Annotated in this window: 16 protein-coding genes; 13 read left to right on the top strand and 3 right to left on the bottom strand. The window is 75.8% G+C overall.

Translation table 11 applies throughout. The features are described 5' to 3' along the window. Positions 1-24: 24 nt before the first annotated feature. The 3 genes from BMZ33_RS20685 to dapF are packed head-to-tail and all read left to right on the top strand — an operon-like array spanning position 25 to position 2,521. On the top strand, positions 25-720 hold the full coding sequence (locus tag BMZ33_RS20685; RefSeq protein ID WP_169064655.1) for a class III extradiol ring-cleavage dioxygenase family protein: 696 nt from the start codon (positions 25-27) through the stop codon (positions 718-720). After that, entirely contained in the window at positions 717-1,637 is a 921-nt protein-coding gene (gene miaA / locus BMZ33_RS20680; protein ID WP_091115843.1) for a tRNA (adenosine(37)-N6)-dimethylallyltransferase MiaA, read from the top strand. The genes BMZ33_RS20685 and miaA overlap by 4 nt, the downstream gene beginning before the upstream one ends. Next, complete coding sequence (gene dapF / locus BMZ33_RS20675; protein WP_091115840.1) at positions 1,634-2,521, top strand: diaminopimelate epimerase; 888 nt, start codon at positions 1,634-1,636, stop codon at positions 2,519-2,521. Before miaA ends, dapF begins: the two co-directional genes overlap by 4 nt. A 30-nt stretch (positions 2,522-2,551) precedes the next feature. On the opposite strand, the gene BMZ33_RS23575 is transcribed toward dapF, so the two are convergent. Continuing rightward, positions 2,552-2,728, bottom strand: a complete 177-nt coding sequence (locus tag BMZ33_RS23575) for a hypothetical protein (protein WP_169064654.1) — start codon at positions 2,726-2,728, stop codon at positions 2,552-2,554. A 144-nt stretch (positions 2,729-2,872) separates the two neighbouring features. On the opposite strand from BMZ33_RS23575, the gene hflX reads away from it, so the two are divergent. From hflX to BMZ33_RS20660, 3 genes are all read left to right on the top strand, one after another. Then, on the top strand, positions 2,873-4,345 hold the full coding sequence (gene hflX, locus BMZ33_RS20670) for a GTPase HflX (RefSeq protein WP_091116035.1): 1,473 nt from the start codon (positions 2,873-2,875) through the stop codon (positions 4,343-4,345). A gap of 103 nt (positions 4,346-4,448) precedes the next feature. Further along, positions 4,449-5,207: a phosphatase PAP2 family protein gene (locus BMZ33_RS20665; protein ID WP_169064653.1), complete on the top strand. Its 759-nt coding sequence runs from the start codon at positions 4,449-4,451 to the stop codon at positions 5,205-5,207. Position 5,208: 1 nt separating this feature from the next. Further along, the gene (locus BMZ33_RS20660; RefSeq protein WP_136697376.1) at positions 5,209-6,261 is read left to right on the top strand and encodes a hypothetical protein; all 1,053 of its coding nucleotides are present in this window, start codon (positions 5,209-5,211) and stop codon (positions 6,259-6,261) included. 36 nt (positions 6,262-6,297) lie between these two features. Here the strand turns inward: BMZ33_RS20660 and lexA are convergent, their stop codons facing one another. Continuing rightward, complete coding sequence (gene lexA, locus BMZ33_RS20655; RefSeq protein WP_169064652.1) at positions 6,298-7,083, bottom strand: transcriptional repressor LexA; 786 nt, start codon at positions 7,081-7,083, stop codon at positions 6,298-6,300. A 244-nt stretch (positions 7,084-7,327) separates the two neighbouring features. Between lexA and BMZ33_RS20650 the strand changes: the two genes are divergently transcribed. The 5 genes from BMZ33_RS20650 (at position 7,328) to BMZ33_RS20630 (ending at position 13,690) form a co-directional block, all read left to right on the top strand. Then, complete coding sequence (locus BMZ33_RS20650; protein ID WP_169064651.1) at positions 7,328-7,981, top strand: LysM peptidoglycan-binding domain-containing protein; 654 nt, start codon at positions 7,328-7,330, stop codon at positions 7,979-7,981. Between the two features lie 160 nt (positions 7,982-8,141). After that, complete coding sequence (locus BMZ33_RS20645; protein ID WP_136697375.1) at positions 8,142-8,810, top strand: hypothetical protein; 669 nt, start codon at positions 8,142-8,144, stop codon at positions 8,808-8,810. Between the two features lie 428 nt (positions 8,811-9,238). Continuing rightward, complete coding sequence (gene nrdR, locus BMZ33_RS20640; protein WP_091115830.1) at positions 9,239-9,784, top strand: transcriptional regulator NrdR; 546 nt, start codon at positions 9,239-9,241, stop codon at positions 9,782-9,784. Between the two features lie 144 nt (positions 9,785-9,928). Then, positions 9,929-12,805: a vitamin B12-dependent ribonucleotide reductase gene (locus tag BMZ33_RS20635; protein WP_091115827.1), complete on the top strand. Its 2,877-nt coding sequence runs from the start codon at positions 9,929-9,931 to the stop codon at positions 12,803-12,805. Positions 12,806-13,120: 315 nt separating this feature from the next. Beyond that, positions 13,121-13,690 carry a DUF4396 domain-containing protein gene (locus tag BMZ33_RS20630; RefSeq protein WP_091115824.1) on the top strand — a complete coding sequence of 190 codons (570 nt, stop codon included), beginning with the start codon at positions 13,121-13,123 and terminating at the stop codon, positions 13,688-13,690. Between the two features lie 48 nt (positions 13,691-13,738). Here BMZ33_RS20630 and BMZ33_RS20625 read toward each other — a convergent pair whose 3' ends face one another. Further along, positions 13,739-14,422 carry a GAF and ANTAR domain-containing protein gene (locus tag BMZ33_RS20625; RefSeq protein WP_091115821.1) on the bottom strand — a complete coding sequence of 228 codons (684 nt, stop codon included), beginning with the start codon at positions 14,420-14,422 and terminating at the stop codon, positions 13,739-13,741. 196 nt (positions 14,423-14,618) lie between these two features. Between BMZ33_RS20625 and BMZ33_RS20620 the strand changes: the two genes are divergently transcribed. Then, complete coding sequence (locus BMZ33_RS20620) at positions 14,619-15,596, top strand: NAD-dependent epimerase/dehydratase family protein (RefSeq protein ID WP_091115817.1); 978 nt, start codon at positions 14,619-14,621, stop codon at positions 15,594-15,596. Positions 15,597-15,635: 39 nt separating this feature from the next. Next, complete coding sequence (locus BMZ33_RS20615; RefSeq protein ID WP_091115814.1) at positions 15,636-16,343, top strand: MBL fold metallo-hydrolase; 708 nt, start codon at positions 15,636-15,638, stop codon at positions 16,341-16,343. Positions 16,344-16,455 lie beyond the last annotated feature (112 nt).

The following is a 16,455-nucleotide window of genomic DNA, read 5'->3' as shown; positions in this document are numbered from 1 at the left end:
CGCCGGGTCGGAGAGACTGCTGCGGTGAGCAGCCTGCCCGCCGGACCGGTCCCGGTCGCCTTCTGCCCGTGCCCGCCGCTGCTGCTGCCGGCGGTCGCCGGCCGGGCCGCCGCGGACACCGCCGCGCTGCGTGCCGCCTGCGCCACCGCGGTCGGGACGCTGCACACCGCCGGGGCGGGCACGGTCGTGGTCGTCGGGCCGGATGCCGACGGCCGCCACGGCCCCGGGGACGGCGGCGACCTGCGCGGCTTCGGCGTCGACCTCGACGTGCCGCTGTCGGGCCCGGCGCGCCCAGGCGGACGGCGGCTGCCGCTGTCGATGACCGTGGGCGCCGCGCTGCTCGACGCCGCCGGGCACACCGGCCCGCGGGTCGGCGCGGCGCCCGCGGAGCTGGCCGGCGTCGTCGCCGAGCTGGACGGACCGGTGGCGGTGCTGGCGATGGGCGACGGCTCGGCGCGCCGCAGCGTCAAGGCCCCCGGCTACCTCGACGCCGCCGCCGCGCCCTTCGACGCCGCGGTCGCCGCCGCGCTGGCCGCCGGCGACGCGGCCGCCCTGGCCGCGCTGGACCCGGCCGAGGGCGCGCGGCTGCTGGCGGCGGGCGTCCCCGTGTGGCGCGCGGTCGGCGCGCTGCTGAGCGGCCGCGAGGTCACCGCCGAGCTGCTGGCCGACGAGGCGCCCTACGGCGTCGGCTACCTGGTCGCCGCCTGGACGGCGCGGTGAGCGCACCGCCCGTGGTCGCCGTCGTCGGGCCCACGGCGACCGGCAAGACGGCGCTGGCGGTGGAGCTGGCCCGGCGGCTGGGCGGCGAGGTGGTCAACGCCGACTCGATGCAGCTCTACCGCGGCATGGACATCGGGACCGCCAAGCCCGGTGCCGCCGAGCGGCGGGGGGTGCCCCACCACCTGCTCGACGTCTGGCACGTGCGGCAGGCCGCCTCGGTGGTCGAGTACGCGCGGCTGGCGCGCGCCGCGGTCGACCGGCTGCGCGCGGCCGGGACCGTGCCGCTGCTGGTGGGCGGGTCGGGGCTCTACGTGCGCGCCGTCCTCGACGACCTCGACTTCCCCGGCACCGACCCCGCCGTCCGCGCGCGGCTGCAGGCCGAGCTGGCCGACGCGGGGCCGGCCGCGCTGCACGCCCGCCTCGCCGCGGTCGACCCGGAGGCCGCGGCCGCCGTCCTGCCGTCGAACGGACGGCGGATCGTGCGTGCCCTGGAGGTCGTGGAGCTCACCGGCCGGCCGTTCCGCGCCACGCTGCCCGAGCCGCGGCCGCGCTACCCGGCGGTCGTCGTCGGCCTGGACCGCGAGCCCGCCGAGCTCGACGCGCGGGTCGCCGAGCGGGTGGACCGGATGTGGGCGGCGGGCTTCGTCGCCGAGGTGGAGGCGCTGGCCGCCGAGGGCCTGCGCGAGGGGCCCACCGCCGCCCGGGCGCTGGGCTACGCGCAGGTGCTCGCCCAGCTCGACGGGGCGCTGACCGCCGACGATGCGCGCGAGCGGACGGTCACCACCACCCGCCGGTTCGTCCGCCGCCAGCGCTCGTGGTTCCGCCGGGACGCTGCGACGACGTGGTTCGACGCCGCCCGGCCCGACCTGGCCGACGCGGTGGGCGGCCTGCTCGCCGGCCGTACGATCGGGCGGTGAGCGACCGGTTCCTCCTCGGGCACGGCACCGAGAACGACTTCGTCGTCCTGCCCGACCCCGACGGGGACCGCTGGCCCGAGCACCGCCTCGACGCCGCCCTCGTGCGGCGGCTGTGCGAGCGCCGCTCCGGCCTCGGCGGCGACGGCGTCCTGCGGGTGGTGCGCAGCCGGCACGTGCCCGACGCCCCCGCCGTCCTCGGCGACGACCTCGCGCGCTGCGAGTGGTTCATGGACCACCGCAACGCCGACGGCTCGCACGCCGAGATGTGCGGCAACGGCGTCCGGCTGTTCCTGCACGTGCTGGTCAGCGAGGGCCTGCTCGACCGCGCCGCGTGCGCCGACGGCGTGGTGGTGGGCACCCGCGGGGGACCGCGCCGGGTGGGCGCCGGCGCCGACGGCACCTACTGGGTGGACATGGGCCCGGCCCGGCCGTTCGGCCACGGCGAGGCCACCGTGTCCGGCCAGGCGTTCGGCGGGCAGGCGGTGTCCATGGGCAACCCGCACCTGGTCTGCCTCACCGACGCCGACCTCGACTCCCTCGACCTCACCCGGCAGCCCGGGTTCGACGCGGGCCTGTTCCCCGAGGGCGTGAACGTCGAGTTCGTCCGGGTGCTCGCCCGGCCCGCCGAGGGCGCGGACGCGCACGTGCGGCTGCGGGTGCACGAGCGGGGGGTGGGGGAGACCCGCTCCTGCGGCACCGGGGCCTGCGCCACCGCCTACGCCGCGCTGGCCGCCGGGTCCGACGCCCCCCAGCGCGGCACCGTCGTCGTCGACGTCCCGGGCGGCCGGCTGACCGTCGACGTCTCCCCGGGGACCACCGTGCTGCACGGCCCCGCCGTGGTCGTCGCCGCCGGCGAGCTCACGCCGGAGTGGCTCGCGGCCTGACCCCCGGGCCTCGAGGACCGGCCGACCCGGTCACGCCAGAGGGGGCGGCTTCTCCAGCGACTCGTCGGGCTCGTCGGGACCGCCCGGCGCCTCCGGCTCGGCCGCGCCGCCGGTGTGGATGCCGCGGGGCTCGCCGAGCTCGGAGCCGCTGGCCCCGCCGGAGAGGTCGCGGGGGTCCTCGGTGCCGGTCTCGTCGCTGGTGCTCACGGGTGCCTCCCGGTGGTGTGGTCACCCCGCCCTACCCGCACGGCGCGGGATGCATCCGGGCCGGCGCGGTGTTGTACCCGGCGTATGAGGACTGCACAGGCAACTGAGGTGACCCGCGACGACGCGCGTGTCACGCTGGAGACGATGACGACCGCACAGAACCGCGCCGTGCTCGCCGACGCCCAGGAGCGCGCCGAGCGCGCGGAGGGCACCCGGCCGGCCCCCGCCGACCAGTGGGACGACGACACGACCGGCTCCTACGACCTCGAGGCCCGCGGCGCGCTGCGCCGGGTGGCGGGACTGTCCACCGAGCTCGCCGACATCAGCGAGGTCGAGTACCGGCAGCTGCGCCTCGAGCGCGTCGTGCTGGTCGGGGTGTGGACCGAGGGCACCCAGGCCGACGCCGACCGCTCGCTGGCCGAGCTCGCCGCGCTCGCCGAGACGGCGGGCTCGGAGGTGCTCGAGGCGGTCAGCCAGCGCCGGGACAAGCCCGACGCCGGCACCTACGTGGGCTCGGGCAAGGCGAACGAGATCCGCTCGATCGTCGCGGCGACCGGTGCCGACACCGTGATCTGCGACGGCGAGCTGACCCCCGGGCAGCTCAACGCGCTGGAGAAGATCCTCAAGGTCAAGGTGGTCGACCGGACCGCGCTGATCCTCGACATCTTCGCCCAGCACGCCACCAGCCGGGAGGGCAAGGCCCAGGTCGAGCTGGCGCAGATGCAGTACATGCTGCCGCGGCTGCGCGGCTGGGGTGAGTCGCTGTCCCGGCAGGCCGGTGGCCGCGTCGCCGGCGGTGGCGGCATCGGTACCCGCGGTCCCGGTGAGACCAAGATCGAGACCGACCGGCGGCGGATCCGGTCGCGGGTGAGCAAGCTGCGCCGCGAGATCGCCGGCATGGCCACCGCCCGCGCCACCCAGCGCTCGGCGCGCGACCGCAACGCCGTCCCGGGCGTGGCGATCGCCGGCTACACGAACGCCGGCAAGTCCAGCCTGCTCAACCGGCTCACCGGCGCGGGCGTGCTGGTGGAGGACGCGCTGTTCGCCACCCTCGACCCCACGGTGCGCCGCGCGCAGTCGCCCGACGGCCGCGAGTACACGCTGACCGACACGGTGGGCTTCGTGCGCCACCTGCCCCACCAGCTGGTCGACGCGTTCCGGTCCACGCTGGAGGAGGTGGCCGGCGCCGACCTGCTGCTGCACGTCGTCGACGGCTCCGACCCCGACCCGCTCGGCCAGATCGACGCGGTGCACGTCGTCCTCGGCGAGATCGACGCCGCCGCGGTGCCCGAGCTGATCGTCGTCAACAAGGTCGACGCCATGACCGAGGACGACGTGCTCACCCTGCGCCGCGCCCTGCCCGGCGCGGTGTGGGTCTCGGCCCGCACCGGCGAGGGCATCGAGGCGCTGCGCGAGGTGCTCGCCGCCCGGCTGCCGCACCCGGACGTCGAGGTCGAGGTGCTCGTGCCCTACGACCGCGGCGACCTGGTGGCGCGCGTGCACCGCGACGGCGAGGTGCTCAGCGAGCTGCACGAGGCGGCCGGCACCCGGCTGACCGCCCGCGTGGACGGCGGCCTGGCCGCCGCGCTCGAGGGGTTCGCCGCACCGGTCGCCTGACCCGCCCCGGCGAGCCGCCCGGCCACCCGATCGGGTGCCCGGGCGGCTCGCCGTGGACCCGCGAGAGGTCACGGGCCGGTCACGGCCCCGGTACCGTGAGCGGGTGACCAGCGGCGTGGTGCGACGCCAGGCCGGCGCGTCGGCCGGGGACGGGCCCGGCGACGCCACGGCCGTGCCGGCGCGCGTCCTCACACCCGGGCGTCCGCCGTGGTGGCTGGTGCTCGGCGCGTTGGTGGTGACCCTGGGGATCACCGTCGACCTGCTCAGCCGCGGCCTCCTGGAGCGGCTGGACCTGCAGGTGTCCGAGGTGGTCAGCTCCTGGGACCTGCGCGAGTCACCGGCCTACTGGCCGGTGTGGGCGGTCACCCAGATCGGCGGTCGCGGCACGATCGTCGTCGTGCTGGCCGTCCTGGTCGGCTGGCTCTGCGTGCGGCGGCGGACGCTGCTGCCGCTCGTGCGGGTGCTCACCGCGCTGGCGCTGCTGACCGTGGTGGTCTACGCGTTCAAGTTCGGCACCGGCCGCACCGCGCCGGCCTACCCCGGCTCGTTCTTCCACCGCGACGGGGCCTCCTACCCGTCCGGGCACGTGGCCAACGCCGTGCTCATGTGGGGCGTCGCCCGCTGGCAGGCCGTCGAGTACCGGCTCGGGGCACGGCTGCAGCGCGTGCTGTGGTGGCTCAGCGTCGCGGGGCCCGTCGTCACCGGGATCGCCATGGTGTCGCTGGACTTCCACTGGGTCACCGACGCGGTGGTCGGAGCCGCCGTGGGCCTGCTGCTGCTGGGCGTGGTTCACGCACTCGACGCGCTCGTGCTGTCACGCTGGGCGAGTGCCCGCGCCGGCCGCCCGACCGCCCCGTCCTGACGTGCGGCGACGGCCCGCACGCCGCCGGGCCGGCGCGGTCCTGCTGCTCGGACTAGGCCTGACCGCCCTGCCCGTGCCCGCCGCCGCCGAGGAACCCCCCGCGGCGAGCACCCGGTGCACGATCACCGACCCACGCCTGGCCGAGCTGTCCGGGCTGGTCGACGTCGGCGAGCGCCTGCTGGCGGTGGTCGACGGTGGGGAGCAGGTGGTCGTCCACGTGCTCGACGGCGCCTGCGCGGTCGTCGACGCGACCACCGCCCCGCTGGACCCCTACGACCCCGAGGACCTCGGTGTCGGCCCCGACGGCACGGTGTGGCTGGCCGACACCGGCGACAACAACGCCACCCGCGCCACCGTCGCGCTCATCGCGCTGCGCCCGGACGGGTCGACCTCGCTCCACCGGCTCGCCTACCCCGACGGCGCGCACGACGCCGAGGCGCTGCTGCTGGCCCCCGACGGCACGCCGCACCTCGTCACCAAGGAGGTGCTCGGCGCCAGCCACGTCTATCGGCCGGCCGGGCCCCTGGTGGACGGCGGCACGGTCGCCCTGGCCGACGTGGGCACCGTGAGCTTCACCCTCACCGGCACGCCGGGCGGTCCGGTCGGCCGCGCCGGGCAGCTGCTGGTGACCGGCGGCGCGGTGGCCCGCGACGGCAGCCGCATCGCGCTGCGGACCTACACCGACGCCTACGTCTGGGACCTCGCCGGGGCCGACGTGCCCGGCGCGCTGGCCGGCGAGCCGGTGCGGATCGCGCTGCCCGCGTCGCCCCAGGGGGAGGCGGTCACCTTCACCGCCGACGGCAGCGCCCTGCTCGTGGCCGGGGAGGGCGTGCCGGGCGACGTCACGCAGGTTCCGATCCCCGCGGCGACGCCGGCCGCCCCGGCGGCGCCGGCCACTGCGACCGGACCGTCGCTGTCGACGCTGCTGGACGACGGCGGCCCCGGGCCGTCCGCGATCACCGCCGCGCTCGTCGCGGCCGGCGTGGCGACCCTGCTGGTCGTCGTCGGCGGCCGGGTGCGCCGCCGCCGCGCCCCGAGGCCGCCGGGGGCCTGACCGGGGCGGCGGTCGTCCGCCGCCCCGGATCCCGGGTCAGACCCGCCGCAGGACGGTGACGACGCGGCCGAGGACGGTCGCCTCGTCGCCGGGGATCGGCTCGTAGGCCGGGTTGTGCGGCAGCAGCCAGACGTGGCCGTCGCGGCGCTTGTAGGTCTTCACCGTGGCCTCGCCGTCGAGCATCGCCGCGACGATCTCGCCGTTCTCCGCCGTCGGCTGCTGGCGGACGACCACCCAGTCGCCGTCGCAGATGGCCGCGTCGACCATCGAGTCACCGGCGACGCGCAGCATGAACAGCGTGCCGTCGCCGACCAGCTCGCGGGGGAGCGGGAAGACGTCCTCGACGGCCTGCTCGGCGAGCACCGGGCCACCGGCGGCGATCCGGCCGACCAGCGGCACGTAGGTGGGCGCACCGGCGCCGGCCTCGGCCGCGGGGGCGGCGGTCTCGGCCGGCGTCTCCCCGGGCAGCCGGACGTCGAGGGCCCGCGGGCGGTTGGGGTCGCGCCGCAGCCAGCCCTTCTTCTGCAGCACGGACAGCTGGTGGGCCACCGACGACGCCGAGGACAGGCCGACGGCCTCGCCGATCTCGCGGACCGAGGGCGGGTAGCCGCGCCGCTCGATCGAGTCGCGGATGACCTCGAGGACCCGGCGCTGCCGCTGCGTGAGGCCGTCGCCGTTCTCGGTGCGGTCGGGGAACGTGCGCACCGCCCCGGACGCCTCGCCCGGGCCGGCCGCGTCCGGGGCCGCGCCGGCCCCCGGGGTGCGCCGGGTCGCCGTCCCGCCGGTCCGCGTGCGCCGGCCGGTGCCGCTGGTGCCCGCCACGTCTCCTCCTCGCCGGCTGTGCCCTCACAGCCCTCGTGTCCGCCCGGTGCCGGGCCGGAACCGGTCCCGTCCGGGACCCGCGGCCGCGACCCCGCCGGGCCCGCGGGCGACGGCGGGCGGGTGCTGGTCGGACCGTAGCGCCTCGGCGCCGGGACTTCAAACGTGTGTTCGAAACCGCGCGTGGTGTCGGGTCGACCGCGTCGGGGGGATGCGGTAGACATCGCACGGACGTTCGATCGAACGCGTGTTCGACGTCGAGCCGTGGGAGCGACGAGGAGGACTGGTCATGGGCAGCGTGCGACAGGCCGTGCTGGAGTTCGACGCAGCGGTCCGGGTCCCCTGGCGGCCGCTGCTGGGGTCCGGCGACGGCGCCCAGCGGCCGTCCCGCCCGGTCGGGCGGGCACCCCTGCCGGGTTCGGGCCCGCGGGTCGCCGGACACCTGCGGCCGGTCCCCGACCGCCCCGCCGCGGCGCCGGCCCGCACCGCCGGGCCGCCGGCGGAGGCTCCCCGGGCCCGCCGCGACCCGGCCCGCCCGGGTGGCCGCCCGCCGCGCGCACGGGCCGCCGCCGGCGCCGTCCGGGGCGGGAGGGCGGCGGCGCCCGCTCCGGCGCGGCTCCGGCTGACCCGCCGGGGCCGGCGGCTGGTCCTCGCGCTCGCCCTCGGCGGCGCCGTGGCCCTCGGGTCGGTGGTCGCGTCCTGGGTGCCCGGCGGGGAGGCCGGGCTGCGCCTGGCGGGGGAGAGCAGCGTCGTCGTGCGCCCGGGCGACACGGTCTGGTCGATCGCGGGCGAGGTCGCCGGCGGTGGGCAGGACGTGCGGGCCGTGGTCGACGCCATCGAGGAGCTCAACGACCTCGAGGGCGCGGCAGTCGTGCCCGGCCAGGTCCTCCGGCTGCCGTGACCGGCGGCGCGCACCCCGGTCGGCGACCGGTGCCCGGCAGGCGGCACCCCGGCCCGCGGCGGCCCGGCAGACATGGACGAGGCCACGGCGCCGAGTTCGTCAACCCTCCGCGCCAGGTCGTTCCCGGGTCCGGGCCGGTCGGGCACCTACGGTCGGACGCGTGTCAGCAGCCGTGAACAGCGCAGCCTCGGTCGTCTTCCGCGCCCCGCAGGACGTCGAGGTCCTCCTCGACGGCGCCTGGGTGCCCGGGGCCATGCTGGGCTGGCGGCACGACGAGGCCGGCAGCTGCCAGGCGCTCGTCCGCTCGCGCGACGAGCGGTCCGGTCCGCTGCCCGCTGCGGACGGTGCGGGCCGCTGGATCGACCTCGCCGCCGTCCGGCTGCCCGAGCGGCACCTCGCGCTCGCCGGCGAGGCGCCGGGCTCGCCCGCCGCGGTGCCGGCGCCGGTGTCCGCGCCGACGGTGGCCATGACGGCCGTGCAGCCGGGAGGCCGGTTCCGCCGGACCGGCCGCCGCCACGGGGGTGACGTCACCGCCGAGCAGCCCGCCGTCGGCTCGGTCACCGCGGGCCGGCACCGGGCGCCCGCCGACTCCGGCCGGCACCGCGCGCTGACGGTCGAGATGCCCGCCGTCACCGCCGCGTCGACCCCGGGCGCCGAGGTGGCCGGGAGCACGGCCGGCGCCCCGGCCGTGGACCCGGGCATGGACCCGGTTGTGGACCCCGGCGTGGACCCGGGCGTGGACCCGGACGTGCTCACCCGCCGCATCCGCCTCGACGACCTCGTGTCGCACCCGCGCGGCGGCCGTCCCGCCGTCCGCCCCTCGCCGTAGGCGGCTCCCGCACGCTCCCCGGCCCGGGCGGCCGCGGCCGGAGACGGCCCGCCGCCCGGGTCGTCGCGTGTCCGGGGGAGGGGCGTCTACACCGCCCCGCGGTGGCGTGCGCGCCGACACGCGGGGTGCCCCGGCGTGTCGTGTGACGGGTGGGGACCGTGCTCGCGCGTGGTCACCACTGGGTCACGAGCGCGTCTCGGCGGAAGAGACACGCCCGCTTTCGGCTTGCAGATCTTGTGTTCGGCGACCTAGGGTCCTACTACATCTAGTAGTTGTCCCGCCGTAAGTCGTCCACAGGCCGTCCTCAGGACCTCCCCCCGACATCCACCGGATGTCCCCAGGGGAGTCCACACGTCGACGTCGAGCGAGCTCCCCGTGAGTCCCGTCCGGCCGCCGGCACCACCGTCCGCGGAGGGAGGTGATCCGCAGTGCGCTGCCCGTTCTGCCACAACCCCGACAGCCGGGTGATCGACTCGCGCGAGGCCGACGAGGGGGCCACCACCCGCCGCCGCCGCTCGTGCCCGGCCTGCGGCCGCCGCTTCACGACCGTGGAGGAGGCGGTGCTCGCCGTGGTCAAGCGCAGCGGCGTCAGCGAGCCGTTCAACCGGTCGAAGGTCGTGGCGGGCGTCCGCCGCGCCTGCCAGGGACGGCCGGTCGACGAGGACCAGCTGCACCAGCTCGCCCAGCAGGTGGAGGACGCCATCCGCGCCAGCGGCGTGGCCGAGGTCCCCAGCAACGAGGTGGGGCTGGCCATCCTCCAGCCGCTGCGGGAGCTCGACGAGGTGGCCTACCTCCGGTTCGCCAGCGTCTACCGCGCCTTCAGCTCCGTGGAGGACTTCGAGCAGGAGATCACCGAGCTGCGGATGCGCCACCACCGCGGTGGCACCCCGCCGCTGCCCGGGCTGCAGATCGAGCCCCCGGCGCCCCGCCGCCGGGGGAGCGCCCGCAGCCCGTCGTCCGCCCGCGACGGCTGACCGCCGCCCACCGACCCGGCCGTCAGCACCACCGGACCGTCAGCACCACCGGACCGTCAGCACCACCGGAACCGTCAGCACCACCCGCTAGACAGAGTGCGGCTCTCTTCCCCAGCCGCCTCACCACTCACCGAGGGAGAGCTCGTGACCGAGATCGAGGACCGCTTGTCAGGCCGCACGCGTCGGGCCGCCAAGGCGCCGACCAGGGGGAAGGGCCTGAAGGTCAAGCGGGTCTACACCACCGCCGGGGTGCACCCGTACGACGAGGTGACCTGGGAGCGGCGCGACGTCGTCATGACCAACTGGCGTGACGGCTCGGTCAACTTCGAGCAGCGCGGCGTGGAGTTCCCCGCCGAGTGGAGCATCAACGCCACCAACATCGTCACCACGAAGTACTTCCGCGGCGCCGTCGGCACCCCGCAGCGCGAGAGCAGCCTGCGCCAGCTGATCGACCGCGTGGTGCTCACCTACGGCGCCGCCGGCCGCGAGCACGGCTACTTCGCCAGCGAGGGCGACGCCGAGGTCTTCGAGCACGAGCTGACCTGGATGCTGCTGCACCAGGTGTTCAGCTTCAACAGCCCCGTGTGGTTCAACGTCGGCACCAGCGCGCCGCAGCAGGTCAGCGCCTGCTTCATCCTCGCCGTCGACGACACGATGGACTCGATCCTCAACTGGTACCGGGAGGAGGGGCTGATCTTCAAGGGCGGCTCGGGCGCCGGCCTGAACCTCTCCCGGATCCGCTCGTCCAAGGAGCTGCTGTCCTCCGGCGGCACCGCCTCGGGCCCGGTCAGCTTCATGCGCGGCGCCGACGCCTCCGCCGGGACGATCAAGTCCGGCGGGGCCACCCGGCGCGCAGCCAAGATGGTCGTCCTCGACATCGACCACCCCGACATCGAGGAGTTCATCGAGACCAAGGCGCGCGAGGAGGACAAGATCCGCGCGCTGCGCGACGCCGGGTACGACATGGACCTCGGCGGCCGGGACATCACCAGCGTCCAGTACCAGAACGCCAACAACTCCGTCCGCGTCTCCGACGAGTTCATGCGCGCGGTGGAGGACGGCACCGACTTCGGCCTGCGCTCGCGTCTCGACGGCTCGGTGATCGAGTCCGTCGACGCCAAGGACCTGTTCCGCAAGGTCACGAAGGCCGCATGGGAGTGCGCCGACCCCGGCATCCAGTACGACGACACGATCAACGACTGGCACACCAACCCCGAGACCGGGCGGATCAACGCGTCCAACCCCTGCTCGGAGTACATGAGCCTGGACAACAGCTCGTGCAACCTGGCGTCGCTGAACCTCATGAAGTTCCTGAAGGACGACGGGACCTTCGACGCCCGGACCTTCGTCAAGGCGGTCGAGATCGTCATCACGGCGATGGACATCTCCATCTGCTTCGCCGACTTCCCGACCGAGCCGATCGGCGAGACGACCCGCGCCTACCGGCAGCTGGGCATCGGCTACGCCAACCTGGGCGCCCTGCTCATGGCGACCGGCCACGCCTACGACTCGCGCGGCGGCCAGACGCTGGCCGCGGCGATCACGTCGCTGATGACCGGCACCGCCTACCGGCGCTCGGCCGAGCTGGCCGGCATCGTCGGCGCCTACGAGGGCTTCGCCCGCAACGCCGACGCCCACAGCCGCGTGATGCGCAAGCACGCCGCGGCCAACGACGCCATCCGCCCGGTCGGCGCCGACGACGCCGACGTGCTGCGCGTGGCCACCGCCCAGTGGCAGGAGTGCCTGGAGATCGGCGCCGACCACGGCTGGCGCAACGCGCAGGCCTCGGTGCTGGCCCCCACCGGCACCATCGGCTTCATGATGGACTGCGACACGACCGGCATCGAGCCGGACTTCTCGCTGGTCAAGTACAAGAAGCTGGTCGGCGGCGGGTCCATGCAGATCGTCAACCAGACGGTCCCGCGGGCGCTGAAGAGCCTCGGCTACCAGGACGAGCAGGTCGAGGCGATCGTCGAGTTCATCGCGGAGCACGGCCACGTCGTCGACGCCCCGAGCCTGCGCCCGGAGCACTACGAGGTCTTCGACTGCGCGATGGGCGAGCGGGCCATCTCCCCGATGGGCCACGTCCGGATGATGGCCGCGGTGCAGCCGTTCATCTCCGGCGCGATCAGCAAGACGGTCAACATGCCGGAGACGGCGACCGTCGAGGACGTCGAGAACATCTACTTCCAGGGCTGGAAGCTCGGCCTCAAGGCGCTGGCGATCTACCGCGACAACTGCAAGGTCGGCCAGCCCCTGTCCGACGCCAAGGCCAAGAAGGCCACGGCCGACGGTGGGGCCAAGGTCGAGGCCGAGGCGGCCCCGGTCGCCACCACGTCGCACCCGGTGCGCCGCCGGCTGCCCAAGAAGCGGCAGAGCATGACGACGTCGTTCAGCGTCGCCGGCGCCGAGGGCTACATGACCGCCGGGATGTACGAGGACGGCAGCCTCGGCGAGGTGTTCCTCAAGCTGGGCAAGCAGGGCTCGACCCTGGCCGGTGTCATGGACGCCTTCTCGATCGGCATCTCGATCGCCCTGCAGCACGGTGTGCCGCTGGAGACCTACATCCAGAAGTTCACCAACATGCGCTTCGAGCCGGCCGGCATGACCGACGACCCCGACATCCGGATCGCCCAGTCGGTGATGGACTACATCTTCCGGCGCCTGGCCCTCGACCACCTGCCGGTCGAGACCCGGGCCACCCTGGGCATCTTCAGCGCCGAGGAGCGCGCCGCGCAGGTGTCGGGCAGCTACGGCGGCTCGGCCTCCACCGCGGACGTCGTCGAGGAGGAGGAGGTCGACGTCGAGGCGCTGCGCAGCTCGGTGCCGACCGAGGGCCCGGTCAAGCCGGAGGTCGCCGGGAAGCCGGTCAAGGAGGCGCACTCCTCGGCCGAGCTGCTCGAGCTGGTCACCGGGACCGCCACCGACGCGCCGCTGTGCATGACCTGCGGCACGAAGATGCGCCCGGCCGGCAGCTGCTACGTCTGCGAGGGCTGCGGCTCCACGAGCGGCTGCAGCTGACGGCGCGGCCCGCCGGGACGTCCTCCGACTGCTCGCGGGACGTCCCGGCGGGCGCGCCGGGGTACCGGTCCGACCGCCGCGTACCGGACGCTCGCGTCACGCTCCTGAGCACCCCGCCGCCCCGGCCGCCTCGTGCGGCCGGGGCGGTGGCGTCTGCGGGCTGGGCGGTCAGCTGCTCGCGGGCCCGCCGGCCGCACCCGGCACGGGGGCGGACGACCCTTGCGCTTGATACCCCCTAGGGGTATCAATGGGATGTCGACGGGGGAGCGGCCGAGAAGGGGCCGCACCCGTCCGACGTCCGACCGAGGAGCAGAGATGGACCACTCGACGCACACCCAGCGCCCCACGGGCCGCGCCCTGACCCGCCTGGCGGTCTCGGCCACGCTGCACTGCCTCACCGGCTGCGCCATCGGCGAGGTCCTCGGCATGGTCATCGGGACCGCCCTCGGCTGGTCCGACGTGCAGACGATCGCGCTCGCCGTCGCTCTGGCCTTCGTGTTCGGCTACGCGTTCACCATCGGCCCGGTCATGCGGTCGGGCCTGTCCCTGCGCGCGGCCATCCCGATCGCACTGGCCGCCGACACCCTCTCCATCACCGTCATGGAGGTCGTCGACAACGCGATCATGCTGCTGGTGCCCGGTGCGATGGAGGCCCACCTCGACAGCTGGCTGTTCTGGGGCGCGCTGGCCTTCGCGCTCGCGGTGGCGTTCGTCGTCACCGTGCCGGTCAACCGTTGGCTGATCAGCCGCGGCAAGGGCCACGCCGTCGTCCACGCCTACCACGGCGGCGGGCACGGCGGCGGGCACGGCGGCACGCACGAGGACGGCGACCGCCGGACCGCCGACGCCCACGGTGCGGACCAGGTCCGGCACGGGCACCACTGACCGCGGTGCCGGCACCTGCCGTCCGTCCGGGGCAGGTGCCGGCGCCCGTCAGCCGCCGCCCCCCGGATCGCGCGGCTGAGGCAGCACGCCGGTGGCGGTCAGCTCCTCGGCGATGTCGCCCAGCCTGCGGTTGGGGTGCGAGGAGGCGCGCACCAGCACGGTGAAGGCCTGGTCGGCGGTCAGCTTGACGCGCTCCATGAGGATGCCCTTCGCCTGGCCGATGACGTCCCGGGTGCTGATCGCCGTGCGCAGCCGGTCCTCCTGCTGGGCGCCGGCCAGCGCGATGGACGCGTGGCTGGCGAAGACCAGGCCGACGGACTCGGCCTCCTCGTCGAAGGCGTGCGGTTCGCCGGCGTGGAGGTTGAGCGGGCCCAGGTTGTCCCCGGTGACGAACAACTGGAACGACAGCAGACTGCCCAGCCCACGGCCGGCGGCCTGCTCGGCGAAGCGAGGCCACCGCCGTTCGCCGCGGACGTCGTCGACCCGGACGCTGTGCTGCGTCTGCACCGACGTCAGGCACGGGCCCTCGCCCAGCTCGTCCTGCAACCGGTCCATGTCGCGCGGCAGGTCGCTGGTCGGTGCCCGCGACTCCACCCGCCGCTTGCCGATGACCAGCGAGATCCCGCACGCGTCGGTCCCCGGCACCGACGACACCGCCGCGGACGTGATGGCCGCCAGCGTCGCGTCGACGTCGCCGTGCTCCTCCTGCAGCGATCGGGCCACCTGTCCCATGACCTCGCCGAGCTCGGGCGACGCACCCGGCCCACCGGGGTCCTCCCCCGGGGACGCCGGTCGCTGCTCCTCGTCGCTCTGCTCGGAGCGTTACACCCGGTCCGGGTCGTCCACCCTCCGAACGCTGCTGCCGGGACCGAGGGAGGCGCAGCGGACCGGCACCGGCCGCGGGCACGACCCGTGCCAGGGTGTCGGCGTGGCGGTGCTCGTGACCGGCAGCTCGGGACACCTCGGCGAGGCGCTGGTGCGGGTGCTGCGCGCGGCGGGGGAGGACGTCCGCGGCCTCGACGTCGCACCGTCGCGGTGGACCGACGTCGTCGCCTCCGTCACCGACCGGGCCGCCGTCCGGGCGGCGCTGGCCGGTGCCGACGCCGTGGTGCACACCGCCACGCTGCACAAGCCGCACCTCGGCACGCACGACCGGCAGGCCTTCGTCGACACCAACGTCACCGGCACGCTCACCGTGCTCGAGGAGGCCGCGGCCGCCGGTGTCGGCCGGGTCGTGGTCACGAGCACCACGAGCGCCTTCGGCCGCGCGCTGGTCCCCCCGCCCGGTGAGCCGGCCGCGTGGATCACCGAGGCGGTGCCGCCGCGCGTGCGCAACGTCTACGGCGCCACCAAGGTCGCCGCCGAGGACCTGTGCGAGCTCGTCGCCCGCGACACCGGCCTGCCGGTCGTGGTGCTGCGCACCGCGCGGTTCTTCCCGGAGGGTGACGACGCCGACGACGTCCGCGCCGCCTACGCCGACGACAACGCCAAGGTCGACGAGCTGCTCTCCCGGCGCGTGGACCTCGCCGACGTCGTCTCCGCGCACCGCGCCGCGCTGGAGCGCGCGCCGGCCCTGGGGTTCGCGCGCTACGTCGTCAGCGCGACCACGCCGTTCCGGCCCGAGCACCTCGCCGAGCTGCGCACCGACGCCCCGGCCGTCGTCGCCCGGCTGTTCCCCGACGCGGCGGCGCTCTACCGGCGGCTGGGCTGGCGGTTCTTCCCGCGCATCGACCGGGTGTACGTCAACGCCACCGCCCGCGCCGACCTCGGCTGGGCGCCCGAGTACGACTTCCGCCGGGCACTGGACCTGCTCGCCGAGGGCCGGCCGCCGCGCAGCGGGCTCGCGGTCGCGGTCGGCGCGAAGGGCTACCACGCGGAGCCGACCGGGCCCTACACCGTGCGCTGATCGCCTCCGCACCCGAACGCGGCGCCCTACCGTCGCCGCATGGACCTGGTCGAGGTCGTGCCCGGCCTGCACCTCCTGCGGCTGGGCTTCGTCAACGCCTACCTGTGGCACGACGAGGACGGCGCCACGCTCGTCGACACCGGCCTGTCCGGTACCGGCCCGGCCGTCGGCGCCGCGCTGGACGAGCTCGGGCTGCGCGGTCACGACCTGCGCCGCATCGTGCTCACCCACTCCCACCCCGACCACTCCGGCTCGGCCGCCGAACTCGCCGCGTGGTCGGGCGCCCCGGTGCTGGCCGGACGCGCGGACGCCGCCGTCGTGCGCGGCGAGGACCCCGGTCCACCGCCGGTGGTCACCGCGGCCGAGCAGGACCTCTACGCCGTCGCCTCCGCCGACGTCCGGCCCGCGCCCGCCGTACCGGTGGTGCAGGCCCTCGACGACGGGGACGTCCTCGACCTGGCCGGCGGGGCCGTCGTGCTCGGCGTGCCCGGGCACACGCCGGGCAGCATCGCCCTGCACCTCCCCCGGCACGGGGTGCTGCTGACCGGCGACACGATCGCCGGCAGCCGGAGCGAGGACGGCGGACCGGTGGTGCTCGGGCCGTTCAACACCGACCGGACGGCGGCGTGGGCCTCGCTGCAGCGGCTGGCGGCGCTCGACGTCGAGGTCGCCTGCTTCGGCCACGGCCGGCCCGTGACCGGGTCCGCCTCGTCGGTCCTGCGTGCGGCCACCGACCCGTTCGGCTGAGCGCTGTCAACGCCCTTTCGCCGACGGCACAACAATTGCGCGAATGGCGAAACGGGACCATTCCGCCGCGCACTCACGACCGGCCCTCGATTGACTCCGGGCGTCCCTTCCC

Origin of the sequence: Geodermatophilus dictyosporus (genome assembly GCF_900115505.1) — a bacterium.
GTDB lineage: Bacteria > Actinomycetota > Actinomycetes > Mycobacteriales > Geodermatophilaceae > Geodermatophilus > Geodermatophilus dictyosporus.
The sequence above is the reverse complement of the archived record's forward strand: the minus strand, read 5'-3'. Positions and strand labels throughout refer to the sequence as shown.

Excerpts from the sequence above, each read along its gene's own strand:
- hflX (WP_091116035.1), top strand. The coding sequence starts at position 2,873 with ATGACGACCGCACAGAACCGCGCCGTGCTCGCCGACGCCCAGGAGCGC.
- BMZ33_RS20630 (WP_091115824.1), top strand. The coding sequence starts at position 13,121 with ATGGACCACTCGACGCACACCCAGCGCCCCACGGGCCGCGCCCTGACC.
- BMZ33_RS20625 (WP_091115821.1), bottom strand. The coding sequence starts at position 14,422 with ATGGGACAGGTGGCCCGATCGCTGCAGGAGGAGCACGGCGACGTCGAC.
- BMZ33_RS20615 (WP_091115814.1), top strand. The coding sequence starts at position 15,636 with ATGGACCTGGTCGAGGTCGTGCCCGGCCTGCACCTCCTGCGGCTGGGC.